A 23,993-nucleotide genomic window follows, 5' to 3' on the forward strand; every position below is an offset into this window, starting at 1 on the left:
GCCTGCTTGAACGACTAGATAGTGCATAAACTCTTGTGTCTGGAGCTTAAAGCTACTTGTGTGTCGCACCAAGGTAGATGGTATGGCAAGTATTAGGTGATAGTTCAAGGTTATTAATTTAACCTAGTGGCCTGACCACTACGAAGGCATCAAAAATGAGTTTAAGCGTATTTGACTTACTAAAAATAGGCATTGGCCCGTCTAGTTCCCATACTGTGGGCCCCATGCGGGCTTCCTTAGCTTTTGTAGAACAGCTGAAAAGTGAAGGTAAGTTAACGCAAGTGACGCGAGTTAAAGGAGAGCTTTTTGGCTCTCTTGGCGCCACTGGTAAAGGCCACGCCAGTGATATTGCTGTAATTCTTGGTTTATTGGGTGAGGCACCAGATACTATTGATCCGCCACAAGTACAGCCTATGTTAGATGAAATTATGGCTAATGAGCGGTTGCCACTCAACCGTGAGCATGAAGTTGAGTTTATTCAACACCGTGACGTTATTCTTAATCTGGAGGAATCACTTCCTTATCACCCTAATGGTATGACCATGAGTGCTTTTGGTGCTTCTGGTAATGTGTTGTTAGAAATGTCCTATTATTCAGTGGGTGGTGGCTTTATTGTTGACGAAATGGCAGCGAAAGCTGACGAAATACCCATAGATGAAGATCAACCCAAAGTGCCTTACCCATTTACTTCTGGCGCTGAGTTGCTTGCTCATTGCAAGACTTCAGGTATGAGTATTAGTCAGGTAATGATGGAGAATGAGAAGACTTGGCGCACAGAAGAAGAAGTAAGAAGTAAAATCTTGCACCTGTGGAAGGTGATGCAGCAGTGTGTGCACAATGGTTGCCATACCGGAGGCGTTTTACCTGGTGGTCTTAATGTGAGGCGTCGGGCTGCAGACTTGTATCAAAAGCTTAGTAGCTTGGGATCTGTAAAAGTGATTACCCCACAGCTATCTGCCATGGATTGGGTAAACCTTTATGCTATGGCTGTTAATGAAGAAAATGCTGCTGGTGGTCGTATTGTGACCGCTCCCACCAATGGTGCTGCGGGTATTATTCCTGCTGTGTTACATTATTACGATAATTTCTATCCATCAGCTGATGATAAGGGTATTGTTAGCTTCATACTGGCGGCAGCTGCCGTGGGTATCTTATGTAAACTCAATGCATCTATTTCAGGGGCAGAAGTGGGATGCCAAGGTGAGGTGGGTAGCGCCTGTGCCATGGCTGCTGCTGGTTTAGCTGAAGTGATAGGTGGTACTCCTGAGCAAGTTGAAAATGCTGCTGAAATTGGCATGGAACACAACTTAGGCCTTACCTGTGACCCTATTGCTGGGTTGGTTCAGGTGCCGTGTATTGAGCGTAATGCTATGGGTTCTATCAAAGCTATTAATGCTGCGCATATGGCTATGCGTGGCGATGGTGAACATTTGGTATCGCTGGATGACGTAATCAAGACTATGCGTGAAACGGGTGCTGATATGCAGGATAAATATAAAGAAACCTCCCGTGGGGGGCTTGCAGTCAACGTGACCAACTGTTAACAAGGGAGGAGAAACGCATGTCTACACTGCGTCCCGAAGCGGGCATATTACCTCCTGTTCCAAGCCCGGCTGCGCAGCAAGGTAATTTTGGTGAGCGTCTCAGGGCTTTGCGACAAGATCGACAAATGACTTTGCAGCAGGCCAGCAAAGTGACAGGTGTAGCGCAATCCACTTTGTCAAAAATGGAAAATAATCAGCTGTCACCTACCTTTAATTTGATGCAAAAACTAGCTGTTGGTTTGGCTATCGATATGCCTCAGCTGTTCGCACCTGTAAAAGAAGTGCGCATCTCTGGCCGCCGGACTGTGACCAAAAAACAGGAAGGCCGCGAGCACCTAACAGCTACCTATGAACATGAGTTGTTGGCTACAGAATTAGATTCAAAACGCATGGTGCCTTTTAAAAGCCGTGTTCGTGCTCGCACGTTGGATGAATTTGGTGGCTGGGTGAGGCATGAAGGTGAAGAGCTGCTGCTTGTACTAGACGGCGATGTGCTGGTGTATACAGAAGAATATGAGCCGCTGGCACTTAGCGAAGGTGACAGCACTTATTTTGATAGCACTATGGGTCATGCGGTGGTATCGACCAGTAAAGAAGATGCGCTAGTGCTTTGGGTGTGTGTTGCACTCTAAGCCTAAACCCCCATTCACAACGGCCTAAAAATGAAAAAAGTGGTTTTGGCAAGCGGCAACGCTGGTAAGTTAAAAGAGTTTGGCCAGTGTTTGGTGCCTTTGGGTATTGAGTTAGTCCCACAAAGCCAGTTTGTTTCAGAAGAGGTTGAAGAAACAGGCCTTACCTTTGTTGAAAATGCAATTCTTAAGGCGCGCTATGCATCCCAAGCATCCGGTATGCCCGCTTTAGCTGACGACTCAGGTCTAGAAGTGGATGTGTTAGGTGGTGCTCCAGGAATTTATTCTGCCCGTTATGCTGACTCTAATTTAAAGGGTCACGCTAAAGATGCCGCCAATAGCGCCCAACTAATTATTAACCTGGCAGATATTCCACTAAGCCAGCGCACTGCTCGATTTCAATGTGTGCTGGTGTACATGCGCCATGCCACCGATCCCACCCCACTTATTTGCCAAGCTGCGTGGGAAGGTGTAATCATGGATAGTGCCCAAGGCGACCATGGCTTTGGCTACGATCCTATTTTTCAAGTAATAGAAAAAGGCTGCCGTGCTGCGCAACTAAGTCCTACAGAAAAGATTGCCATCAGCCACCGTGGCAAAGCCCTGTCTCAATTACAGCGTGCGTTAGCGCAAAATTAATGCAATCCGTTAGCCACCAGATAGCGATGCCTGCCCTTAGCCTCTACGTGCACATCCCCTGGTGTGTGCGCAAGTGCCCTTATTGTGACTTTAACTCCCATGCCACTCAGGGTGGAGAAGCCATTCCTGAGGCTCATTATATTAGGGCATTACTTGCAGACCTTAGCAAAGAACTGGCGGCTGTCAGTGGTCGTACTTTGCATAGTATTTTTATTGGTGGAGGCACACCTAGTTTAATGAGCGCTTTGGGCATCGGTGAAATCCTAAATTTTGTTAAAGCCAATATTAATTGTGAAGACGGCATGGAGGTCACCTTAGAGGCCAACCCCGGAACCTTTGAACAAGCAAAATTTGCTGGCTTTCTAGAACAGGGTATTAACCGGTTGTCCATTGGCGTGCAAAGTTTTGACGATGGGTGTTTACAAGCTTTAGGCCGCATACATGATGCTACCCAAGCTAAGTTGGCTATTGGTAAAGCTCAGACTTTAGGGTTTAAGCGCATCAACTTAGACTTGATGCATGGTTTGCCAGGGCAGAGTGTTGAGAGTGGGTTATCCGATTTGCAGCAAGCATTGGAATTTGGCACTGATCACCTCTCTTGGTATCAGCTCACTATTGAGCCTAATACTGAATTCCATAGCCGCCCTCCTAACTTACCTAATGAAGACATTTTGGTTGATATTCAAGATCAAGGCCAAGTACTTATCGAAGCGGCTGGGTTAAGTCAGTATGAAATTTCAGCGTATGCTAAACAAACGAGTCAGGCACAGCATAACCTTAACTACTGGAACTTTGGCGATTACATTGGTGTTGGAGCTGGAGCTCATGGCAAAGTGAGCCGTTGGCATGATGGTGAAATGGTTATAGAACGCAGGGTAAAGTTGCGCCAACCTAAGGCTTATATGGAATCTATTACACCACTGGCGTCAAGCCATTGTGTTGCCCCAGAAGAGCTAAAGCTGGAATTTTTTATGAATGTTCTGCGTCTTCAAAAGGGCGTTTCTTCGGCTAGCTACCTAGCCAAAACTGGGCAATCGTTGGCTCAAGTAGAGGGGGCAATTGCATCAGCTAGAAAGGCTGGACTGATGATGCCAGATAGGCTTCAGGCTACTCCCCTAGGATGGCGCTTTTTAAATGACCTGTTAGGCTATTTTGAATAAATAGTTTAATTATAGGCTACTGCTCCAAATAAAATGTTTGACTAAACTTTAACGGTATTGCCTTTGCATTTAAATCTGGCTGTATCTTTAGCTCAAAACGCCACATTTCCTCTTCTGTGAAACGTAATTGGGCAATGTAGTAAATAGCATTTTGCTCTTTTATTTGCTGAAATTCTAACGGTAATACTTGCCCAATAATGTTGGTTCTAGTGCCTGTGACCATGGCAGCAAGAGGTCTTTTTGTGGCTTTATCAATCACTGCCACATTGAGTAATGCGCGGTTTCTGGCACGAGTGAAGCCATAAGTTTGAGCCACTTCAGGTGTCACTATCATGGTGTTAAAGGCATTATAGTGGATGTCGTATTTTTGGCTATGGATGGCCTGTTCTGCGAAGCTAGGCAACACAAACGAAAGTGTTAGTGAAGCTAGCACTAAGCGAAAGATAAGGCTATGGTGTGTTTTAGGACTCATGGTTTTCTGGCTTCTTTAGACGCGCACATCGGACGCTTTATGGGCTACCAAGTGTGCGTGATTCGTTGCAAAAAGTAAAAGCTAAATCAAGAGCAAGATGAAATAGATAATATCTTAATTACTGGAGCAATGAAGAGGTTTTGGCTTCTGTGATGCCGCTGTTGACCGCTTAAGGTGCTGGCCTGCCAATAAGTTTGAAGAGACAGGTTTATTTAAAAGACTGCTGGGTCTTGTTAACCAAACGTTTAAAGCACCTTTGAAGACACATCCCTAGTAGTCTCCATGCATCCAATATGAGACACTATTACATCAATTATCGATCCAGATTTATAGAGCGGCCAAAGGCTTCTTTATTAATTTATCTTAGTCTATTAAGGATGTTGTTTCATTATGTCAAATGCAGGTGTATTTTTAGTGCAAACAGTCTTTGGCTTATACCTAACGCTGGTTATTATTCGCTTTATGTTGCAGTTGGCTAAGGCTGATTTTTATAATCCCTTAGCTCAAGCAGTGGTGAAAATGACACAACCGTTCGTTACTATTTTGCAAAAAGTCATGCCACGCACAGGACGTTTTAGCCTTGCTACTTTAGTGTTAGCCTTTTTAGTACAGTTATTATTAATCGTTGTTGTACTATTAATTGCTGGTTTTGATCTACCTAACCCTATGAGCTTGGCGGTATGGAGCCTTATTGGTTTGGCTTCTCAAGTGCTCGATTTATTATTCTTTGCCATACTCGCAAGTATTGTTTTGAGTTGGCTTGCGCCTCAAACTAATCACCCTGGTGCCTATTTATTGCACCAACTTACAGAGCCAGTTATGTCGCCTGTGCGACGCATGTTGCCTAACCTTGGAGGCTTAGACTTTTCACCTATTTTGGTTTTCATTATGATTAACTTAGTGGACATGCTGGTGATTCAGAATGCTGCGTCTACCTTTGGTATGCCGCGTGGTTTGGTATTGGGGCTATAGTGATGACTAAGGATCAAACTGAAAGTGTATTTAATTTTGAAGCTTCGTTAGCCGAGTTAGAAGCTTTGGTGAAACAAATGGAGCAGGGCGACTTAACCCTAGAAGATTCTTTGGCTGCCTTTGAGCGTGGGATTTTATTAACGAGGGGCTGCCAAGCTGCGCTTGCTCAAGCTGAGCAAAAGGTTAATGTATTGATGCAAGATGCCCAAGGCCGTGTTGTAGAGCAGCCCTTTAGTAAGGAACCTTAAGTTTGCACTTTGAATCATTAGACGACTTTCTAAACTATTCTAAAAACCGTGTAGAGCAATACCTCAATACGGCGATTGGTAAACGCCGTGCCAGTGTGGTTTTGTCTCAAGCCATGGCCTATAGTGCGGTGCAAGGTGGTAAGCGGGTGAGGGCAGCCTTAGTTTATGGTGCTGCCCGTGCGTGTGGCGTTGATGATGTTGCAGCTTTGGATCCGTTGGCTGCTGCCGTTGAAGCGATGCATGCCTATTCTTTGATTCATGATGACCTTCCAGCTATGGATGATGACGCCTTACGCCGAGGTCAACCTAGTTGTCATGTTGCTTTTGACGAAGCCACTGCAATACTAGCTGGCGATGCCTTACAAGCGCTGGCTTTTGAATTACTAGTCAAAGCCCATGGGCCACAAATAAGTGCGGAGCAGTGTTTAGCTATGGTGGCATGTTTGGCGCAGGCGTCTGGTGCTAAAGGCATGGTGGCTGGGCAAATGCTCGATATGGCAGCAGCACATGACGCAGTTAATTTGGCTCAATTGGAGCGTCTGCATAGTTTAAAAACAGGGGCTTTGATTGTTGCTAGTGTAGAAATTGGTGCCCTGTCACAGAACCATGTTGGCACTAAGCAAATTGACTTTTTGCGTACCTATGCACAAGCGATTGGTTTAGCCTTTCAGGTGCAAGATGATATATTGGACATTGAGAGTGACACTGCAACTCTCGGCAAAGCGCAAGGCTCTGATATGATTAATGATAAATCTACCTACCCTGCGTTGCTGGGTATGACCGCTGCTAAGGGGCGTTTGATGGAATTACATCAGCAGGCCAAAGCGTCTGTCACAGAATTTGGTGCTGCAGCACAACCTCTAGTGTGGTTGGCAGACTTCATCGTTACCCGTAAGCATTAGTCACATGTTCCCAGTTATCCTAAACATTCCGCGGCAAGCACCAGCCACACCTTTGTTTGATCAAGTGGACGGTGTGGCAGACTTACGCATGCTAAAGCCGGCACTATTACCTCAATTAGCCTATGAGTTGCGTTTGGCCTTGTTATATAGTGTGGGCCAAACTGGAGGCCACTTAGGCGCTGGATTAGGGGTGGTAGAGCTCACCATCGCTTTACACTACTTGCTGGATACACCAAACGATAGGCTAATTTGGGATGTGGGTCATCAGGCCTACCCTCATAAAATGCTCACAGGGCGTAAAAAAGCCATGCTGAGTATGCGTCAGGCAGGTGGTTTAGCACCCTTCCCTAAACGAGATGAAAGTGTATTTGATACTTTTGGTGTAGGTCATGCCAGCACCTCGATTAGTGCTTTGTTGGGTATGGTTTTGGCAAACAAAAGCCCGCTAGCTCACCATATTGCGGTAATTGGTGATGGAGCACTTACGGCTGGCATGGCCTTTGAGGCATTAAATCATATGGCCCACTGCCAAGCTAACGCGCTCATTATTGTTAATGATAATGATATGGCCATCGATGCAAATTTAGGTGGCTTAGCTACTTTTTTGGATGACCACCATGGTTTTGGTGGGCCATCCCAGTGGTTTACGGCCTTAGGCTTTACCTACCGGGGCCCTGTGGATGGCCACGACTTGCCACAATTAATGTCGATCATTACTGAGTTATTAAGCCTTCCTGGGCCTAAGTTGCTGCATATCAACACCCTAAAAGGCAAGGGCTATGGGCCAGCTGAAAGTGATCCAGTGGGCTACCATGCGTTGGCCAAAATTGACCCCATTGAGCCTGTAATTATCAAAAAGTCTCCCACTTACGCTCATGTGTTTGGTCAGTGGGTTTGTAAGAAAGCACGCATAGATGGCCGGTTAATGGCAATTACGCCGGCTATGTTAGGTGGTTCCGGCCTTGAGTCTTTTTCCAAAGAATTTGCTGAACGTTTGTTTGATGTAGCCATTGCCGAACAGCATGCAATCACATTAGCTGCCGGCATGGCGTGTGAAGGTGCTAAACCCGTTGTCGCCATTTATTCTACGTTTTTGCAGCGTGGTTATGATCAATTCATTCACGACATTGCGTTGCAAAATTTAGATATATTATTAGCCATTGATAGAGCGGGAGTTGTGGGTGAAGATGGAGCAACTCATACAGGTGCTTATGACCTGGCTTTTTTGCGTTGTTTGCCTAATGTGGTAGTGATGGCTCCAAGTAATGCGGCTGAAGCTACGGCAATGCTAAACTTTGGTTATGCTTATTGTGGGCCGGTTGCAGTGCGCTACCCCCGTGGTGAAGCAATAGAGGGGCTGCCCTTGCTGGCACCCATCGAATTAGGTAGAGGCCAGGTGATTCGTTCGTCGGGTAAATCTAATGCCATTGCCATACTCAATTTTGGGGCTTTATTAGACAAACTAACAATGGTGGCAGAGGCCGCTGATGCGACGCTTGTGGATATGCGTTTTGTGAAACCGTTAGACGAAATGCTATTAAAACAACTGCTGCTGCAGCATAACGGCTTTGTCACCATCGAAGATCATAGCTGCATTGGTGGTGCAGGCTCTGCTGTGAGTGAGTGGTTAGTGCAGCAAAAAACTAGTGTTAGATTATTGTGCTTAGGTCACCAAGATGCAGCCCTACCTCATGGTACTCGCGAACAGGTGCTGCACAATACAGGTTTATCTAAGGAGGCTATCACAGCAAAAATTAACGCCTGGCAGGCTCATCTACCGGCCGAATAAATGATCTAGCTTGCTAGCCTTGGTGGCGAGGTAATTTTTGTTATGGCTGTTTTCACCCACTTCTATTGCTTGGCGCTGTTCTACAACAATGCCAAGTTCGGTGAGGGCTTTAATTTTTCGTGGATTGTTGGTCATCAATTTCACCGACTTGATTTGTAGGTGGTCAAGCATATCCTTGGTCATATCATACTTGCGCATGTCGGCATCAAAACCTAAGCGCTCATTAGCTTCTACGGTGTCTGCTCCTTGATCTTGCAGGTTGTAAGCCTTGATTTTGTTCAATAACCCAATTCCACGACCTTCTTGGCGCAAGTACAAAATCACCCCACGGCCTTCTTCTGAAATGCGCTTTAAAGCTTCTTTTAGCTGATAACCGCAGTCACAACGCATACTAAATAAGGCGTCACCCGTTAAGCACTCGGAGTGCAAACGTGTCAGCACGGCAGTACCGTCAGTAAAGTCGCCCATACTCAGGGCCAGGTGCTCTTTACCAGTTTCGCTATCGGCAAAACCATGCATATTGAAAGTGCCGTAAGGGGTGGGCAGCAATGAGGAGGCGACATATGATGTAGGCACTGAAATTCCTTTAACAACAACGGTGATTAAAACAGGGTACCCCCCTTTAGTGGGGGCTGCAAACCATATCACAAGTGACTGGATGGCAAAATACTAAGGGGTGCGCTTTCCCCCTTTTAATGACGTCTCAGGGTATAATAGAAGTCTATTTTTGTATTAATCAGGAAATCACATGGCGCAGTTTGTATATACGATGAATAGGGTTGGAAAAGTAGTTCCTCCCAAGCGTGAAATTCTAAAAAACATTTCCTTGTCTTTTTTTCCTGGTGCCAAAATTGGTGTCCTTGGCTTAAATGGTTCTGGTAAATCTAGCTTGTTGCGTATAATGGCAGGTGTTGACAAAGAATATAACGGTGAAGCACGCCCACAGCCGGGCATTAATGTGGGTTACTTGGAGCAAGAGCCAAAGCTGGATGATTCCAAAACTGTGCGTGAAGTCGTTGAGGAAGGCGTTGCTGAAGCAAAAAATGCCTTAACAGCTTTAGATGCTGTATATGCAGCTTATGCAGAACCCGATGCCGATTTCGATGCTCTTGCAGCCGAACAAGCAAAACTAGAAGACGTTATACAAGCCAGCGATGCTCACAACCTAGAACGCACCTTAGAGGTGGCGGCAGAAGCCCTGCGCTTGCCAGGGTGGGATGAAAAAGTAGAGTACCTATCAGGTGGTGAACGCCGCCGTGTGGCGTTATGTCGTTTGCTATTGAACAAGCCCGACATGCTGTTACTAGATGAGCCAACTAACCACTTAGATGCGGAATCTGTGGCTTGGTTAGAGCGCTTTTTAGTAGATTACAATGGTACTGTTGTGGCTATTACACACGACCGTTATTTCCTCGATAACGCTGCGGGATGGATCTTAGAACTAGACCGTGGCCATGGTATTCCGTACGAAGGCAATTACTCGTCTTGGTTAGAACAAAAAGAAGCGCGCTTGGTTCAAGAGGGCCGCCAACAAGCCTCGCATGAAAAAGCTGTGAAGTCAGAATTAGATTGGGTGCGCAGCAACGCCAAAGGTCGCCAGGCGAAATCTAAAGCACGTTTAGCTCGGTTTGAGGAATTGAGTTCACGTGAATTCCAAGAACGAAATGAAACGTCTGAAATCTACATTCCGCCCGGGCCACGCTTAGGTGACAAAGTGATTGATGTGACAGGCGTGAGCAAAGCTTTTGGCGATAAGATGTTAGTCGAAGGTTTGGAGTTTAGTATGCCCCAAGGCGCTATTGTAGGCGTTGTTGGTGGTAACGGAGCGGGTAAATCAACTTTGTTCAAAATGCTTACGGGTAGCGAACAACCAGATTCAGGCAGTATTGTAATAGGAGATACGGTTGAACTAGCCCATGTAGACCAAGCGCGTGAGTTAGATGGTACTAAAACTGTGTGGGAAGAATTGTCTGATGGGCAGGACATTATTACTGTTGGTAACTATCAGGTGCCATCACGCGCGTATGCGGGGCGCTTTAACTTCAAAGGCAACGATCAGCAGAAGTTTGTTAAAGACTTGTCTGGTGGTGAACGTAACCGCCTACACCTTGCCAAGCTGCTAAAACAGGGTGGCAACGTGTTGCTTCTCGACGAACCAACGAACGACTTAGACGTAGAAACTTTACGGGCCCTAGAAGAGGCTTTATTAGCCTTTCCTGGTGCTGCTATCGTGATTTCTCACGATCGTTGGTTCCTGGATCGTGTGTGCACTCACACTTTGGCTTACGAAGGAGATTCGAAAGCGTCTTTTTTTGAAGGCAACTACTCAGAATACGCCGAAGACTATAGAGCCCGCACAGGTAAAGATCATCAGCCTACGCGAGTGAAGTATAAAAAACTGGCTTAAAGGTGTTTTTTAGTACTGCCATATAAACCCAAGCCAGAGTTTCTAATATGTGTTGGCTGAGCTTGATATGGCTGTGACTGTTTAGGGGTTGCGCTTCTTGCATCGCCATTAGGCTTTAAATAGCTGCGCTAATTCCTTAGATCGGTGATGTGCAGCAGCCATAGCTTGGCTGCAGAGTTGGTTAAAACCACCGTTATTAAAGGTGTTGAGTGCCTGTTCTGTTGTGCCCTTGGGTGAGGTGACAGCCTCTCGCAATTGGCTTGGTGTTTGATTACTTTGTTGGGCCATTTCAGCAGCTCCAGTAGCTGTTTGAAGGACCAATTTTTTGGCTATTTCGTTGCTCAACCCTAGCTCTTCTGCCCCTGCAATCATGGCTTCCATCATTAAGAAGTAATAAGCGGGGCCGCTTCCTGAAACAGCCGTGACGGCATCAATATCAGCTTCAGTTTCTACCCACAATGCCAACCCTACTGATTGCATAATAATGCTGGCAGTTTGTTTTTGTGCGTCAGAAACGCCTCCTGTGGCGAACAAGCCTGCAGCCCCTTGGCCTACCAAAGATGGGGTGTTGGGCATACAGCGGACAATAGGCGCTTTTTGGCCCAGCCATGTTTCTATACTACTGGCTAAAATGCCAGCAGCTACTGAAACGATCAGTTGTCTCCTAGTATCTACTGCAGGAGCAATGCTTTGTACCAAGTCTCCCATCATGTGAGGTTTTACACCTAAAACAATCACATCCGCCTGGCGGCAAAGGGATAAGTTATCGGTGCTAGTGCGAATCCCGGTGTCTGCTGTTAACACGTCTAATTTAGATTGCGTACGGCCACTGGCAGAAATTTTACTTTGCGGGTATCCCGCTGCAAGCATACCTTTAAGAATAGCTTGCGCCATGTTGCCGGCGCCGATAAAGGTAATGTGAGGAGTCTGTGGCATAGTTTGGTCCTAGTTGTTATACGTTAGTTTAGATTGCCATAGGTGCTTATAAATTAAGGTGCAGTGTTCAGCGGGCACCAAAGATATCTGTGCCAATACGTACTATGGTTGAGCGACAAGCAATAGCGCTATTTAAGTCGCCCGACATACCCATAGAAAGCTGCTTTATGTTTGGGTAGCTGCGGTTGAGTCGATCCCTTGCTGCAGCCATTTTATTGAACGCGTGGCGCTGAATAGATTCAGTTTGACCTGCAGCAGGTATGCACATTAAACCACACAACACTAGGTTAGGTAATTGTGACACTTGCTCCACAAGTGCTTCTAATTGTTCCAGTGCAACACCGCTTTTGTTATCTTCGTTGCTAATGTTAACTTGTATGAGCACTTTTAAAGGTGCTAAATGAGTTGGCCTATGTTGACTTAGCCTCAGAGCAATTTTCTCTCTATCCAAGGTATGAACCCAGTCAAACTTGGCTGCTATGGTTTTTGTTTTATTACTCTGAATGGCTCCTATAAAATGCCATACAATATTATGATGTGGGCAGTGCTCAATTTTATCCAAAGCATCCTGTAGATAATTTTCTCCAAAATGGCGTTGGCCATGATCATAAGCTGCAATAACGTGGCTTAGTGGTTTGGTTTTACTGACTGCCAATAACATGACGTCATTTGGGCTTCGGTCAGAGGCTTGGCAAGCTTCATTAATCCGCTGTTGAGTACGCATTAAAGCTTGGGGAATGTTCTCTTCGATAGGATTATATGACATAAGTAGCTACAATAGGGGTGTTAAGATACAAACAGTTATTATGGTACCAATTATAGCGGGTGCCTCATAGTGCATATTTCAATGTAAAAGTTGCGGCAGGCGGACTTAAAATTAAGACAAAGCGACCTAGTTATAGGTCTAGAGTAGGATCTGCTTGAGCTTGAGGGTTTAAGCCAATATGATGTCATTGTTTGGTTTTTTCACAATAGCCCACAGGTTCAGGATACACAATGACTTCAGCTCTATCCATTTCAGATTTGCACAAAAGCTTTAATAACATCGAAGTAATAAAAGGGATGTCTTTAGAAGCTAATAAAGGTGATGTGATTTCTCTAATTGGTGCTAGCGGCTCTGGTAAAAGCACATTCTTACGTTGTATTAATCTGCTAGAGACACCTAACAGTGGCGAAGTACGGGTGAATGGCGAGCTTATGGAAATGAAGACTGACAGTAAGGGCAACCGTTTGCCTGCTGATCAAAAACAAGTTGATCGTATTCGCACTAAATTAGGCATGGTATTCCAAAGTTTTAATCTTTGGAGCCATATGACTATCCTTCAAAATATTATGGAAGCCCCCATACATGTGTTGGGCCAATCTAAGGCTGAAGCCCATGCTAAGGCAATGCAGTTATTGGAAAAAGTAGGCATTGCTGATAAGGCACTGCAATACCCAGACCACCTATCTGGTGGGCAGCAACAGCGAGCTGCCATCGCTCGTGCCCTCGCTATGGACCCGGAAGTGATGTTGTTTGATGAGCCCACCTCTGCACTCGATCCGGAACTAGTGGGAGAGGTGCTCAAGGTCATGCGCCAGCTAGCTGCAGAAGGCCGCACTATGATTGTAGTCACCCATGAAATGACCTTTGCGCGCGAGGTTTCCTCTAAAGTTGTTTTCCTTCATCAAGGCATGATTGAGGAACAAGGCACGCCCGACGAGGTGTTTAAAAACCCAAAATCAGAACGATGCCGTCAGTTTTTGGCGTCGAGCTATTAACCCTAGCCTTTTTTGGCTAACCATAACCACAATAAATGAATGATGAGGTTCTTATGAATAAACTACTTGCTGCTGCGCTAACGACAGGCGTGTTGACGATGTCTTTGGGTGCTGTTGCGTCTGACACAATTTTGATGGGTACAGAAGGCGCATATCCTCCATATAACTACTACGACAGTGACAACAACCTGATTGGTTTTGATATTGAAGTGGGTGATGCTCTATGTGCTGCTATGAAAGCAGATTGTGAATGGGTCACATCGGATTGGGACGGCATCATCCCAGCTTTGTTAGCCAAGAAGTTTGACACTATTCTTGCGTCCATGTCGATCACGCAAGAGCGTCAGCAAAAAATTGGTTTTACTAACAAGTACTACAATACCCCTAACCGTTTTATTCGCGCTGCTGGCTCTTCAAGTGAAGCTACTGCGGGCATGATCGTGGGTGTGCAAAGCTCTACAGTGCAAGAAAACTATCTACGCGGTGAGTTTGGTGACATTCTAGAAATTCGTACTTACGGTGCTCAAGAAGAAGCCAACTTAGACTTCGCTGCAGGTCGTGTGGACTTGTTGTTCGTTGACGTTATTGTGGGTGACGATATGATGAAGTCAGCCGGAATGAAAGGTGAATTCTTTGGCGCAGACATTTCAGACACTAAATACTTTGGTCTGGGTGCTGGTATCGGTGTGCGTAAAGAAGATACTGAACTACGTGACCGTATGAACACAGCCCTAGAACAAATCCTAGCTGACGGCACTTATGATGCTATTAGCAATAAATGGTTTGGCTTTAGTGTTTACGGTGGCTAATTAAGCCATTTGAAAGGGCGGCTGATGCCGCCTTTTTTTTTAACTCTTAGGCAGTGTTTCTTTATGTTAGATTTACATGGCTACGGCTGGCTCTTATTTGACGGTTTACAACTAACGATCGCTGTCGGCCTCTGCGCTATGGTGGTTGCTGTACTACTTGGATTGTTGGGCAGCTGGGGCAAGTTGACCCATCATCGGTGGGCTAATTTGGCAGCTAATATCTACACTACTGTGGTTCGTGGTGTGCCTGAACTCATTCTTTTATTGTTAGTCTACTTTGGTACACCAACCCTAATTCAATCCATCGCCACGCGCATGGGTTATGACATACGGGTTGATATTAATCCTTTTGTTGCGGGCACCATTACCATTGGTTTTATTTATGGTGCTTTTACCACAGAAGTATTGCGTGGGGCCTTCCAGTCCATCCATAAGGGCCAAGTCGAAGCGGCTAGAGCCATTGGCATGCCTCGATTGAAGACGTTTCATCGGATTTTGTTACCCCAGGCACTGCGTTTTGCTTTGCCAGGCTTAGGTAATGTGTGGATGGTGCTTATAAAAGCTACTGCACTTATTTCTATTATTCAGTTAGATGAACTCATGCGTAAAACTAAAATTGCTTCTAATGCCACTCATGAACCCTTCACCTTTTACTTATTAGCTTCGTTTATTTATCTAGGCATTACCCTAGTTTCAATGATGGCGCAAAAACGAGCTGAAATATGGGCTAATAAGGGAGTGACTCGCTAATGGATTTCTCTGTTGTATGGCAGTATCTACCCATGTTGCTGCAAGGCGCTTGGGTAACCTTGTGGATTACAGTGGTCAGTTTAGCCATTGGTTTAGCTGTTGCCATCCCTTTGGCCCTAGCTCGGTTAGCAAAAAACCCACTGATTTCATCCCCAGCTTATGTCTTTGTCCTCTACTTTAGAGGCACGCCTTTGTTGGTGCAAATATTTTTAATTTACTATGGTAGTGGTCAATTCCGGCTCGAATTGACTGACTTAGGGCTATGGGGTTTCTTTCGTGATCCTTGGTTCTGTGGTGTGTTAGCTTTGGTACTAAACACAGCAGCTTATTCTGCAGAAATTTTTCGTGGTGCCATAAGTGCGGTACCTCGTAACGACATAGAAGCTGGCCAGGCTTGTGGCATGTCAGGGTTGCTACTATTTCGTCGTATCACTATGCCAAAGGCATTTCGTATTGGTTTACCCGCCTACGGTAATGAAGTGATTTTCTTGTTACAGGCCACGTCGCTAGTGTCCACTATTACTATTTTGGACCTAACTGGAATTTCTCGCCAGCTAATCTCTAAAACATTTGCGGTTTACGAGTTTTATCTTACGGCTGCGGTCATGTATTTAGTTATGACCTATGCGTTGGTGTATTTATTTCGTGTATGGGAAAAACGTATGAGTGGACACTTGCAAGAACGTGTTGTCAATGAGCCCCGCTAATAATAAGTTATCGCCCTATGACTGGATCATTGTTGGTGGTGGTCTGGTAGGCGCGTCAATAGCCTATGGCCTAATACAAAAGCAGCCCCAGTTGCGCATTTTAGTGCTCGATGGAGGGGACACAGATCACCGAGCATCTGTGGGGAATTTTGGCCTTATCTGGGTGCAAGGTAAAGGTAACGACTTCCCCGCATACGCCAATTGGAGCCTACAAGGTGCAGATTTGTGGCCAGAGTTTGCCCGCCAGTTAAGCCACAAAAGCCAAATTGATATAGCCTACCAAAGGCAAGGTGGTTTAGAGTTTGCTCTGAGCCAGCACCAGCTTAGTGTTTTACGTGAAGAGATGGCGACCATGTCGCGCCACACTCAGGGCAGGTTTCAATATACCCTGCTTGATAGAAACGCTGCGTTGGCTTTACAACCAGGCCTAGGTGAAGCTGTTGTAGGAGCTGCTTATAGCCCACAAGATGGTCAGGTTAATCCTTTATATCTATTATCAGCATTGCATAAAGCTAACCGATTACTCGGCGTAGAATATCAATCTCGTTGTCCAGTTGAACATATAGAGGTGTTAGAACATGGTTTTAATGCTGCAGGCTCTTTAGCTAAACATATTGTTCTCTGTGCTGGCCTGGACAATCAACGCTTGGGTAAGCAGCTAGCCATGCACTTGCCAGTCACCCCTGTTAAAGGCCAAATACTTATTACCGAACGGGCTGAGGCTGGTAAGCTTCCTTATGCGTCCCCGCAGATGCGTCAAACTGCTGAGGGCACCATTCAGATAGGTGGTTCTCATGAGCATAAAGGCCTAGATAACAGGTCCAGCCTTGACATAATGCAAACCATCGCTAACGATGCAGTGACTATAATGCCAGAACTAGCCAAATTACACTTAGTTCGAAGTTGGAGCGCACTGCGGGTGATGTCCCCTGATGGAGCACCTATTTACCAACGCTCCACAAAGTACCAAGGGGCCTTCGGTGTCTGCTGCCACAGTGGGGTTAGCCTTGCAGCCGCCCATGCAGGACTACTTTCTAGCTGGTTGTTAAATACTCTGGACCGTGATCAAAAAATACTCATAGAAGCCATGAACAATGACCGATTTGCTGTTTAGTTGTTTGCTTAAAGATTCGCCCATGTGCCCTATTACGGTTAACGGTGTTGAACACCAGGTACCCGCTCGGCTCAGTGTAGCAGCGGCTTTGTTATATTTAGGCAATCTGGCTATCCGCAAGCACCCTGTTAGTAGCGAAGCCAGGGCGCCATTTTGTTATATGGGAGTGTGTTTTGAATGCCTGGTAATTATTGATGGGCAGCACAAGCAAAGGGCTTGTTTACGTGAAGTTATGCCGCATATGTGTATAGAAACGGCAATGGTAGGTGTAAACCCATGAGTAAGGTCTATGATTATTTGGTGATTGGTGCGGGCCCTGCGGGTATGGCTGCTGCAATAGAAGCAAGCAATGCAGGGCTGTGTGTATTGGTTTTGGATCAGGCAGAGAATGCTGGTGGACAAATTTACCGCAATTTGGGCCAAGTTGGAATTCAGCAAGCTAGAGTGCTGGGCCCAGACTATTTGGTGGGTAAACCGTTATTGGCAGAGTTTATGGCCGCTAATTGTGATTACCAGCCTATGGCGCAACTATGGCATATAGAGGCTCATGAAAAAGGGTTTTTGGTGGTGGCTCTGGTGCATGGTGAATCAATAACCTATGTCACTAGCCATCTATTATTGGCTAATGGTGCTATGGAAAGGCCGATGGCTATACCAGGCTGGCATAAGCCTGGAGTAATGACCGCTGGGGCAGGGCAAATTTTACTAAAGACTGCTGCTTTGTTGCCAAAGCAAGTTGTTTTGGCAGGTTCTGGTCCTTTGTTGCTGCTCTTGGCGCAGCAATACCGTGCTGCAGGTGTCATTATTACTGCCCTACTTGATACTACGCCTAAGTCCAATTATTGGTATGCCACACCCTGGCTGATGGCAGGTTTGACAACACCCAAACAACTATTAAAAGGCCTTTGGTTAACCTTAGTGCAGCGTATTAAGACGCCCTATATTACTGGAGTGTCTGGCATTGAAGTGTTGGGAGAAGAGTGTGTAACGGGGGTGAGCTACACTGTGGCAGGCAAGGTGTATGACATCGACTGTAATTTGATAATGCTACATCAGGGGCTCATTCCTGAGACCCAAATGGGACAGCTGCTAGGATGTACTCAGGTATGGAGTGAAAATCAACAGTGTTGGCAGGCACGAGTGGCTGTTGCTGGCCAGACGTCTGTTCCTGGTCTGCAAATTGCAGGAGATGCGGGCACTATTGGAGGCGCCTATGTGGCTCAATTTAACGGCCGACTAGCAGGCATAGTTCGGGCAAATAGTGGGGTGGCAACCCTGTCACTTCAAAAAAGATTACTAACTCTATGGCTGTGCCTTAGGGTTAAGCAATTACACTGGGCCCGGGGTTTAGTGGATCGTCTATACCGACCAGCAGACTGGTTGTCTGAGCCTTCCTCAGACACTATTATTTGTCGCTGTGAGCAGGTAACCGCAGGCGCTGTTACCGCTATTGCTAGCAGAGGGTGTGCTGGTGTAAATCAGCTTAAAGCTTATACCCGAGCAGGTATGGGGGCATGTCAGGGACGCCAGTGTGGGCTCAATTTGGCTTATTTAGTAGCTCACGCCCAGCAGCGGCCAGTGTCAAAGGTAGAGCCCTTGACTGTAAGGCCCCCGTTAAGTCCTATCAACCTAGGTCAATTATCTAGGCAGACAGAGTTGTAGTGCAGTTCAATGGTCTTCTCAGCAGCTAAGAAGCGCTTTAACAGGTGCGGGTCAAAGTGGCTAGGGCTTAAGTAACCATCACCAAAAGCTAGTTTTTTAACACTGGTACGATGATCACAAGCTTTAGCATAAGGCTTGTCTTTTCTAAGCCCCACGTAGCTGTCATAAAGCTTTGCTACCCTTGCCTCAAAGCAAATGGCTTCGCCAGAAATAGCCATAGGGTAACCAGTGCCATCCCAGTGTTCGTGGTGTTGGTGAGCTATTAAGGCGGCTTTATGGTTGGCTTGCTTCTCCAGCCAGCTATGCCCAGCTAACGTGTGGTTAGCAAGCTGAGAAAATTCAACGGTGTCTAATTTGCTAGATTCATTAAGGTGCTGATACTGTGCCGATTGTAGGGCAACATTACGCCACGCTATTAGTTTAACAGCTACCTGTTGTTCTTCGTCAGTCCAAACCTTATGGGCGATGCAGCCAATGAAGGGCAGCAACAGTGGCTCTGTTTCGGCCTCTGGCTCATAATTAACTGGCCAATCACATGCTAAGCTTATAATTTGTGGCTGTGTGTATAGCCATTGCTGAAGATGCACCGCATGTATAGGGGTTAAACTGATGTGCTTGCAGCCCATATGCATAATCGATATAAGTTGCGCATGTTCAAGGTAGGCATCTAGTAATAGCCAATGTTCTGGGGTGGGCCAGTGCCCTGGTAAAGGTTGCTTAGTGTGTAGGTATGGTTTTAGGTGTGAATAATCCAGCACCAGTTTTTGGCACAGCGTTGTTGAGTCTGTGTGAGTATGGTGGCCTTGGCTATGGAGCCAATAAATTAATGAGTCTGCTACTTCGTTATCAACCGCCACTAGGATGTTCATTGTGGCTTCAATAGATCGCCACTTGCCACTGCTGGCAGCCATAGGCTAAAAACAGTCTTGCCCTTGCAAGATGACAGGGTTAACTTCCCACCTAAATCATGCATTAATTCTCGACATAGGGCTAAACCTAGCCCAGTTCCTTGCTGTGCAGTTTTGCTAGTGTAATAGGCATCAAATACTTTCTCCTGAAGCGCTAATGGAATGCCTGGCCCATTGTCAACTACATTAATAATGACACCTTGGCTACCCTGATCTTTTTCTAGGGCAAGGTCTATACTGATGTTAGCTGGGCCATCTATTAATGGACGTTCCAGCAGTGCATCACGAGCATTGTAAATGAGGTTAATGAGAACTTGTTCTAATTGTTGTGCTTGGCCAAATACAAAAAAGTGACTCTTAACGTGTGTTGTGTTGGGAGTGCTAGACAGTTGCACTTGCTGAAGTTTAAATTGATGTTTGAGTAATTTAACAATTTGGTCAACACTTTTACTGGCATCAAACGTGCCAAGGTTAAGAGATTTGCGACCTACTATGTCTCGCATATTGCTCAGGGTATCAGCACAGCGTCTTACTTGTTTGTCTAACGCTTTTAGATGCTCGTCAATTTTATCAATGCCACCACCTTGATGCATTGCTTGTAAGCCGTAAATGCGCAGTCGCATGGCATTTAGAGGTTGATTAACCTCATGGCAGATACCAGCCATCATCTGGCCAACAGTAGCTAAGTGGGCTTGGTTCTGCCAGTGGCTAGTTGTATGCCCCAGTGCAGTTTGGTCAGTAATTTGGAAGAACACAGTAGCACTTTTGTTATTAGTGTGTGCAGCAGTCCAAAGAAACCAATGGGTTGGCTGTGAGGCTGCAATTGGCCAAGCGATAAGTTTACTTTGGTGATGTTTTAATTGCCGAATCTGCTGCCACAGGGCAGGCGTAACTACCTTAATAAATTCGGCAAGACTAATGCTGGAGGGTAGTGCCAGCAAACCTAACGCAGATTCATTAAAATGGATATTTTGGGCTGTAGGATCGTATTTAGCAGCGGCAATAAGGCTGTTATAAGTAGCCCAATCCTCACTATTTTCTAACACGTCATCCTTTGATCTTGGTGGATTGATTAGCGTTTCACCGCCTGTAATACTAATTCTTTTAGTGCTTCTACCGGTATTGGCTTATGCAATACAGATACACTACTTGGTAAATTGCTTGCAGTAATTTTTTCTTCACTCATTCCAGTGACAACAATAGGCGTGAGGTGGCTATATTTAGAGTCATTTTGTAATCGTGCAATAATAGCAAAACCATCGAGTTGAGGCATTTGCAGATCAGTGATGAGCACTGTAGGTTTGAACTCACCAATTTTAACAAGGGCGTCAACGCCGTTTTCTGCAGTTTCTACTTGCAAGCTTGGGAACCAACTATTGATTAGCATTTCGTACAACAATAAGGTGTCTTTGTCGTCATCTACAATAAGAACAGTCACTACGCACTTGGCACCAAATTTACGAATAGGGGTTTGTTTTTCCATTTTTTCATCAAGCAATTGCTGTATAGAACTGACACTAATGCGCCGATGACCTCCAGCTGTTTTCCAAGCTTGTAAAACACCACGCTCTACCCAGAGTTGAACTGTTCGCACCGATACATTAAGTAATGTCGCAGCTTGGCGAGTGGTAAGCTCGGACATTGTAGACAGGTCGATACTATTCATTTGTATTTTTTTCGCAGTTTGTAGTTAAATCTAATGAAATTATGCTATCAGAATTATCATTTTTTAACAAACAAAAAGTGTAATGCCTTGCCAGTATTTAATTACACTTTATAGCTGATGTGGCCTGCCTTTATAGTTAATTTCACGCGGGCTTTAAGTTGTTGGTTAGCCAGTGCTTGATTAGTACCATGACTAAGCTGACTAGACGAATTGAGTGTCCAGTGATAATTTGGATCGATTAACGTGAGGTTGGCTTCTTCACCGAGGGTTAAACTTGTCATTTTTCTAAGTGCAATAGTGGCACTATTGCAACTCAAAGCTTGAATTGCCAGTGCCCAGGTAAGGTCTCCTGCGTCCACTAGTTTTTGGATGAGTGGCACTAGCATGTCGTAGGTTGCCATGCCTGATGCTGTAGCCGCAAACGGGGCACATTTGGCAGCCGATTCATGGGGCTGATGAGCAGAGCAGATTGCATCTAGGGTGCCATCTACAATGCCAACAAGTAGGGCTTTACGGTCTGATTCTTCCCGCAAAGGGGGTTGTACATGGTATTGGCTGTGGTAGCCCTGGACAGCCGTATCTGTGAAACAAAGGTGGGCGATACCAACATCAGCGGTGACCTTCATACCTTGTGCTTTGGCTTCACGGATCAGAGCAACACCAGCTGCACTGGTCAGTTGGTTAAAATGACCACTTACGCCAGTATGCTGCATAAATTGTAGGTGCCGGCTAATGGCAAGGGTTTCAGCAATCACAGGAATGCCATCTAAACCCATGCGCGTGGCTGTAGGGCCAGCATGCATTTGGCCACTACCTAATTGCTGGTCTTGTGCTTGTACAAATACCTTTAAACCAAAGGTCGCGGCATACTCATAGCACCGCAATAATACGGTGTTGTTACTTATATCGTAGCTCGCATTGCTAAAGCCAATACAGCCAGCACCAGAAAGTGACTCCATATTACTTAGTTGTGCGCCTTTTAAATCTTTGGTGAGTGCAGCCACTGGTAGCAAGTCACAAAACCCTGCTGCGGCTGCTTTGTTTTTGACCATATTGATCACAGAGCCTGCATCGCTGCATGGCTGTGTATCTGGGCTGGTGCATAAATGTGTAAAACCGGCACTGGCTGCTGCTCGGGTTTCACTTGCAATAGTGCCTTTTTGGATTTGATTAAGGTCTCTTAAACAAGTGTGAAGATCTATAAAGCTGGGGCTTAAAATCATACCTTTAGCATCAATTTCGGTGTCTGCATTAACCCCTGTAAGGTCTCCAATAGCCTCTATATAGTGATCCTTTATGTGTAAATCAGTAACCTGGTCTAGCTGCTTGCCGGGATCAATAAGGCGGGCACCACGAATAAGTATGCTCATGGTTGTGGCTCCCTTTTTAGGCTAAGTGGGTTAACGGCTTTGGCATGGCGCTGCTGCATTTGGCCGCTCATGGCCATCGACATCACTGCCATACGAAGAGCAATACCATAACCCACTTGATGAAGAATCATAGATTGGGGGCCGTCAGCCACGGCGGATTCAATTTCGATACCACGATTTATTGGTCCAGGGTGCATCACTATGGCGTCAGGCTTGGCCTGGGCTAAACGTTCTGTAGTGAGCCCGTATAAACGAAAATACTCACCAGCTGAGGGTAAAAAAGCAGAGTCCATGCGCTCTGTTTGTAATCGCAACATAATCACTACATCAACACCATCAATACCGCTATCCATATTTTTATGGGTGGTTACACCCATACTGGTAATCGCCTGAGGCATTAAAGTATTTGGACCAACTAAACGGATGTCGCTGCAACCTAATATTTTAAGAGCATGGACCTGATCACGGGCAACCCTTGAATGCAAAATATCGCCTACAATTGCTACGGATAGGCTCTCAAATTTGCCCTTGTGGCGACGAATGGTCAGCATGTCTAGCATTGCTTGAGTGGGGTGAGCATGGCGACCATCACCAGCGTTAATGATCGCCACGTCTGGAGTGACTTGTGAAGCAATAAAGTGGGCAGCGCCAGAATCGCTGTGCCTTACCACAAACATGTCACTGTGCATCGCGCGCAAATTTTGTAACGTATCTAACAGACTTTCACCCTTGCTGGTTGCTGACGTTTTAATGTCTAAGGTGAGCACGTCGGCAGATAAGCGTTTGGCTGCTAGCTCAAAAGTACTGCGGGTTCGGGTGGAGTTTTCAAAAAATAAATTGACTACAGTGCGGCCCCGTAAAAGGGGTACTTTTTTGACCTCTTGATTACCTATAACCACAAAGGAATCTGCTGTATCTAGTATACGCTCTAGCATTAAACGATCTAGCCCTTCTGGCGTTAAAAAGTGGCGTAATTCACCATTTTCGGTGAGTTGTAAATTACCTGAGTTAGTCATGGTTAGCATGCTCGATAATAGATAGTTTAAGAGTGTCAGGCCCTTGAAGCTGTAGGTATTTCCCTGCTTCTAAGTCTAATGACAGAGCACAAGCATCGGCTTGAATGGGGAGTTCTCGCTGATTAACGCTGCACAATGTAATGAGCTTTATGCTGGCAGGACGGCCAAAGTCGAATAACTCGTTCATTGCTGCGCGAATAGTGCGCCCACTCATTAAAACGTCATCGACTAACAACACGTGACGATCATTAATGTTAAAGGGCAGCGAAGAGGGACTTACTTGGGGGTGAAGCCCATTTTTAGAGAAATCGTCTCGATAAAAAGCGATGTCTAGCTGCCCAAGAGGCGCTTGAAGATGCTGCGCAATCACCTTTGCAACCCAGACACCCCCCGTGTGGATGCCAATAACCAGGGGTTGATCTAGCTTTTGCGTAAAAATGAGTTGATCGATTTGATCTAATAAATTGTTAACGAGGGCGGGAGTGTCTGCCAATTCTGGGCAGTGTAGGGTTTGTGTAGCTCCCATTAGGCT

General features: G+C 45.7%; 26 protein-coding genes. 16 read left to right on the forward strand and 10 right to left on the reverse strand.

The annotated features are described in order from the left end of the window. Positions 1-155: 155 nt before the first annotated feature. Genes ABXT60_RS01395 through hemW form a run of 4 tightly spaced genes read left to right on the forward strand, consistent with a single transcriptional unit; the run spans position 156 to position 3,972 of the window. Positions 156-1,544 (forward strand): L-serine ammonia-lyase, encoded by a 1,389-nt coding sequence (locus tag ABXT60_RS01395; RefSeq protein WP_443630999.1) that lies wholly within the window; start codon positions 156-158, stop codon positions 1,542-1,544. Positions 1,545-1,561: 17 nt separating this feature from the next. Next, positions 1,562-2,176: a helix-turn-helix domain-containing protein gene (locus ABXT60_RS01400; protein ID WP_443631000.1), complete on the forward strand. Its 615-nt coding sequence runs from the start codon at positions 1,562-1,564 to the stop codon at positions 2,174-2,176. Positions 2,177-2,206: 30 nt separating this feature from the next. Then, on the forward strand, positions 2,207-2,812 hold the full coding sequence (gene rdgB, locus ABXT60_RS01405) for an RdgB/HAM1 family non-canonical purine NTP pyrophosphatase (protein ID WP_443631001.1): 606 nt from the start codon (positions 2,207-2,209) through the stop codon (positions 2,810-2,812). Continuing rightward, a complete protein-coding gene (gene hemW / locus ABXT60_RS01410) occupies positions 2,812-3,972 on the forward strand; it encodes a radical SAM family heme chaperone HemW (protein WP_443631002.1) in 1,161 nt (386 codons plus the stop codon). Before rdgB ends, hemW begins: the two co-directional genes overlap by 1 nt. Before the next feature lie 16 nt (positions 3,973-3,988). Here the strand turns inward: hemW and ABXT60_RS01415 are convergent, their stop codons facing one another. Continuing rightward, entirely contained in the window at positions 3,989-4,444 is a 456-nt protein-coding gene (locus tag ABXT60_RS01415; protein ID WP_443631003.1) for a DUF4426 domain-containing protein, read from the reverse strand. Positions 4,445-4,834: 390 nt separating this feature from the next. On the opposite strand from ABXT60_RS01415, the gene ABXT60_RS01420 reads away from it, so the two are divergent. Genes ABXT60_RS01420 through ABXT60_RS01435 form a run of 4 tightly spaced genes read left to right on the forward strand, consistent with a single transcriptional unit; the run spans position 4,835 to position 8,355 of the window. After that, positions 4,835-5,416, forward strand: a complete 582-nt coding sequence (locus ABXT60_RS01420; protein ID WP_443631004.1) for a YggT family protein — start codon at positions 4,835-4,837, stop codon at positions 5,414-5,416. A gap of 2 nt (positions 5,417-5,418) precedes the next feature. Then, the gene (locus ABXT60_RS01425; protein WP_443631005.1) at positions 5,419-5,664 is read left to right on the forward strand and encodes an exodeoxyribonuclease VII small subunit; all 246 of its coding nucleotides are present in this window, start codon (positions 5,419-5,421) and stop codon (positions 5,662-5,664) included. Between the two features lie 2 nt (positions 5,665-5,666). Continuing rightward, positions 5,667-6,566 (forward strand): farnesyl diphosphate synthase, encoded by a 900-nt coding sequence (locus tag ABXT60_RS01430; RefSeq protein ID WP_443631006.1) that lies wholly within the window; start codon positions 5,667-5,669, stop codon positions 6,564-6,566. 4 nt (positions 6,567-6,570) lie between these two features. Then, the gene (locus tag ABXT60_RS01435; protein ID WP_443631007.1) at positions 6,571-8,355 is read left to right on the forward strand and encodes a 1-deoxy-D-xylulose-5-phosphate synthase; all 1,785 of its coding nucleotides are present in this window, start codon (positions 6,571-6,573) and stop codon (positions 8,353-8,355) included. Here ABXT60_RS01435 and ribA read toward each other — a convergent pair. Next, positions 8,341-8,931, reverse strand: a complete 591-nt coding sequence (gene ribA, locus ABXT60_RS01440) for a GTP cyclohydrolase II (protein ID WP_443631008.1) — start codon at positions 8,929-8,931, stop codon at positions 8,341-8,343. The two genes, ABXT60_RS01435 and ribA, sit on opposite strands and share 15 nt — an antisense overlap. 172 nt (positions 8,932-9,103) lie before the next feature. Here ribA and ettA point away from each other — a divergent pair, with 172 nt between their 5' ends. Next, entirely contained in the window at positions 9,104-10,762 is a 1,659-nt protein-coding gene (ettA, locus tag ABXT60_RS01445; protein ID WP_443631009.1) for an energy-dependent translational throttle protein EttA, read from the forward strand. A 108-nt stretch (positions 10,763-10,870) separates the two neighbouring features. Here the strand turns inward: ettA and proC are convergent, their stop codons facing one another. Together proC and ABXT60_RS01455 are read right to left on the reverse strand one after the other, a co-directional pair. After that, complete coding sequence (gene proC, locus ABXT60_RS01450; protein ID WP_443631010.1) at positions 10,871-11,698, reverse strand: pyrroline-5-carboxylate reductase; 828 nt, start codon at positions 11,696-11,698, stop codon at positions 10,871-10,873. Positions 11,699-11,765: 67 nt separating this feature from the next. Continuing rightward, complete coding sequence (locus ABXT60_RS01455) at positions 11,766-12,464, reverse strand: YggS family pyridoxal phosphate-dependent enzyme (protein ID WP_443631011.1); 699 nt, start codon at positions 12,462-12,464, stop codon at positions 11,766-11,768. A 230-nt stretch (positions 12,465-12,694) separates the two neighbouring features. Between ABXT60_RS01455 and ABXT60_RS01460 the strand changes: the two genes are divergently transcribed. The 7 genes from ABXT60_RS01460 to ABXT60_RS01490 all read left to right on the forward strand — a co-directional run bounded on the left by ABXT60_RS01460 (position 12,695) and on the right by ABXT60_RS01490 (position 18,501). Further along, positions 12,695-13,459 (forward strand): ABC transporter ATP-binding protein, encoded by a 765-nt coding sequence (locus ABXT60_RS01460; protein WP_443631012.1) that lies wholly within the window; start codon positions 12,695-12,697, stop codon positions 13,457-13,459. A gap of 53 nt (positions 13,460-13,512) precedes the next feature. After that, positions 13,513-14,268 carry a transporter substrate-binding domain-containing protein gene (locus ABXT60_RS01465; RefSeq protein WP_443631013.1) on the forward strand — a complete coding sequence of 252 codons (756 nt, stop codon included), beginning with the start codon at positions 13,513-13,515 and terminating at the stop codon, positions 14,266-14,268. Between the two features lie 63 nt (positions 14,269-14,331). Then, on the forward strand, positions 14,332-15,018 hold the full coding sequence (locus ABXT60_RS01470; protein ID WP_443631014.1) for an ABC transporter permease: 687 nt from the start codon (positions 14,332-14,334) through the stop codon (positions 15,016-15,018). Continuing rightward, a complete protein-coding gene (locus ABXT60_RS01475) occupies positions 15,018-15,725 on the forward strand; it encodes an ABC transporter permease (protein ID WP_443631015.1) in 708 nt (235 codons plus the stop codon). Before ABXT60_RS01470 ends, ABXT60_RS01475 begins: the two co-directional genes overlap by 1 nt. Beyond that, entirely contained in the window at positions 15,712-16,839 is a 1,128-nt protein-coding gene (locus tag ABXT60_RS01480; RefSeq protein ID WP_443631016.1) for an NAD(P)/FAD-dependent oxidoreductase, read from the forward strand. The genes ABXT60_RS01475 and ABXT60_RS01480 overlap by 14 nt, the downstream gene beginning before the upstream one ends. Continuing rightward, positions 16,820-17,119, forward strand: coding sequence for a (2Fe-2S)-binding protein (locus tag ABXT60_RS01485; RefSeq protein ID WP_443631017.1), 300 nt, complete (start codon positions 16,820-16,822; stop codon positions 17,117-17,119). Before ABXT60_RS01480 ends, ABXT60_RS01485 begins: the two co-directional genes overlap by 20 nt. Next, positions 17,116-18,501, forward strand: coding sequence for an FAD/NAD(P)-dependent oxidoreductase (locus ABXT60_RS01490; RefSeq protein WP_443631018.1), 1,386 nt, complete (start codon positions 17,116-17,118; stop codon positions 18,499-18,501). The genes ABXT60_RS01485 and ABXT60_RS01490 overlap by 4 nt, the downstream gene beginning before the upstream one ends. Here the strand turns inward: ABXT60_RS01490 and ABXT60_RS01495 are convergent. The 6 genes from ABXT60_RS01495 to pyrR form a co-directional block, all read right to left on the reverse strand. Then, the gene (locus ABXT60_RS01495) at positions 18,474-19,370 is read right to left on the reverse strand and encodes an HD-GYP domain-containing protein (RefSeq protein WP_443631019.1); all 897 of its coding nucleotides are present in this window, start codon (positions 19,368-19,370) and stop codon (positions 18,474-18,476) included. The genes ABXT60_RS01490 and ABXT60_RS01495 overlap by 28 nt on opposite strands. After that, positions 19,367-20,455, reverse strand: a complete 1,089-nt coding sequence (locus ABXT60_RS01500; RefSeq protein WP_443631020.1) for a sensor histidine kinase — start codon at positions 20,453-20,455, stop codon at positions 19,367-19,369. Before ABXT60_RS01500 ends, ABXT60_RS01495 begins: the two co-directional genes overlap by 4 nt. Positions 20,456-20,481: 26 nt before the next feature. After that, positions 20,482-21,075, reverse strand: coding sequence for a response regulator (locus ABXT60_RS01505; protein WP_443631021.1), 594 nt, complete (start codon positions 21,073-21,075; stop codon positions 20,482-20,484). Between the two features lie 101 nt (positions 21,076-21,176). Beyond that, complete coding sequence (locus ABXT60_RS01510; RefSeq protein ID WP_443631022.1) at positions 21,177-22,445, reverse strand: dihydroorotase; 1,269 nt, start codon at positions 22,443-22,445, stop codon at positions 21,177-21,179. Beyond that, on the reverse strand, positions 22,442-23,470 hold the full coding sequence (locus ABXT60_RS01515) for an aspartate carbamoyltransferase catalytic subunit (protein WP_443631023.1): 1,029 nt from the start codon (positions 23,468-23,470) through the stop codon (positions 22,442-22,444). Before ABXT60_RS01515 ends, ABXT60_RS01510 begins: the two co-directional genes overlap by 4 nt. Beyond that, positions 23,454-23,987 carry a bifunctional pyr operon transcriptional regulator/uracil phosphoribosyltransferase PyrR gene (gene pyrR / locus ABXT60_RS01520; RefSeq protein WP_443631024.1) on the reverse strand — a complete coding sequence of 178 codons (534 nt, stop codon included), beginning with the start codon at positions 23,985-23,987 and terminating at the stop codon, positions 23,454-23,456. Before pyrR ends, ABXT60_RS01515 begins: the two co-directional genes overlap by 17 nt. Positions 23,988-23,993: the final 6 nt, after the last annotated feature.

Source organism: Candidatus Njordibacter sp. Uisw_056 (assembly GCF_047730085.1).
GTDB lineage: Bacteria > Pseudomonadota > Gammaproteobacteria > Pseudomonadales > Balneatricaceae > Njordibacter.

What these genes read in the sequence shown, in the direction of transcription:
- ABXT60_RS01395 (WP_443630999.1), top strand. Translation starts at nt 156, where the DNA reads ATGAGTTTAAGCGTATTTGACTTACTAAAAATAGGCATTGGCCCGTCT.
- ABXT60_RS01400 (WP_443631000.1), top strand. Translation starts at nt 1,562, where the DNA reads ATGTCTACACTGCGTCCCGAAGCGGGCATATTACCTCCTGTTCCAAGC.
- rdgB (WP_443631001.1), top strand. Translation starts at nt 2,207, where the DNA reads ATGAAAAAAGTGGTTTTGGCAAGCGGCAACGCTGGTAAGTTAAAAGAG.
- hemW (WP_443631002.1), top strand. Translation starts at nt 2,812, where the DNA reads ATGCAATCCGTTAGCCACCAGATAGCGATGCCTGCCCTTAGCCTCTAC.
- ABXT60_RS01415 (WP_443631003.1), bottom strand. Translation starts at nt 4,444, where the DNA reads ATGAGTCCTAAAACACACCATAGCCTTATCTTTCGCTTAGTGCTAGCT.
- ABXT60_RS01420 (WP_443631004.1), top strand. Translation starts at nt 4,835, where the DNA reads ATGTCAAATGCAGGTGTATTTTTAGTGCAAACAGTCTTTGGCTTATAC.
- ABXT60_RS01425 (WP_443631005.1), top strand. Translation starts at nt 5,419, where the DNA reads ATGACTAAGGATCAAACTGAAAGTGTATTTAATTTTGAAGCTTCGTTA.
- ABXT60_RS01435 (WP_443631007.1), top strand. Translation starts at nt 6,571, where the DNA reads ATGTTCCCAGTTATCCTAAACATTCCGCGGCAAGCACCAGCCACACCT.
- ettA (WP_443631009.1), top strand. Translation starts at nt 9,104, where the DNA reads ATGGCGCAGTTTGTATATACGATGAATAGGGTTGGAAAAGTAGTTCCT.
- proC (WP_443631010.1), bottom strand. Translation starts at nt 11,698, where the DNA reads ATGCCACAGACTCCTCACATTACCTTTATCGGCGCCGGCAACATGGCG.
- ABXT60_RS01455 (WP_443631011.1), bottom strand. Translation starts at nt 12,464, where the DNA reads ATGTCATATAATCCTATCGAAGAGAACATTCCCCAAGCTTTAATGCGT.
- ABXT60_RS01460 (WP_443631012.1), top strand. Translation starts at nt 12,695, where the DNA reads ATGACTTCAGCTCTATCCATTTCAGATTTGCACAAAAGCTTTAATAAC.
- ABXT60_RS01465 (WP_443631013.1), top strand. Translation starts at nt 13,513, where the DNA reads ATGAATAAACTACTTGCTGCTGCGCTAACGACAGGCGTGTTGACGATG.
- ABXT60_RS01470 (WP_443631014.1), top strand. Translation starts at nt 14,332, where the DNA reads ATGTTAGATTTACATGGCTACGGCTGGCTCTTATTTGACGGTTTACAA.
- ABXT60_RS01475 (WP_443631015.1), top strand. Translation starts at nt 15,018, where the DNA reads ATGGATTTCTCTGTTGTATGGCAGTATCTACCCATGTTGCTGCAAGGC.
- ABXT60_RS01480 (WP_443631016.1), top strand. Translation starts at nt 15,712, where the DNA reads ATGAGCCCCGCTAATAATAAGTTATCGCCCTATGACTGGATCATTGTT.
- ABXT60_RS01485 (WP_443631017.1), top strand. Translation starts at nt 16,820, where the DNA reads ATGACCGATTTGCTGTTTAGTTGTTTGCTTAAAGATTCGCCCATGTGC.
- ABXT60_RS01490 (WP_443631018.1), top strand. Translation starts at nt 17,116, where the DNA reads ATGAGTAAGGTCTATGATTATTTGGTGATTGGTGCGGGCCCTGCGGGT.
- ABXT60_RS01495 (WP_443631019.1), bottom strand. Translation starts at nt 19,370, where the DNA reads ATGAACATCCTAGTGGCGGTTGATAACGAAGTAGCAGACTCATTAATT.
- ABXT60_RS01505 (WP_443631021.1), bottom strand. Translation starts at nt 21,075, where the DNA reads ATGAATAGTATCGACCTGTCTACAATGTCCGAGCTTACCACTCGCCAA.
- ABXT60_RS01510 (WP_443631022.1), bottom strand. Translation starts at nt 22,445, where the DNA reads ATGAGCATACTTATTCGTGGTGCCCGCCTTATTGATCCCGGCAAGCAG.
- ABXT60_RS01515 (WP_443631023.1), bottom strand. Translation starts at nt 23,470, where the DNA reads ATGCTAACCATGACTAACTCAGGTAATTTACAACTCACCGAAAATGGT.
- pyrR (WP_443631024.1), bottom strand. Translation starts at nt 23,987, where the DNA reads ATGGGAGCTACACAAACCCTACACTGCCCAGAATTGGCAGACACTCCC.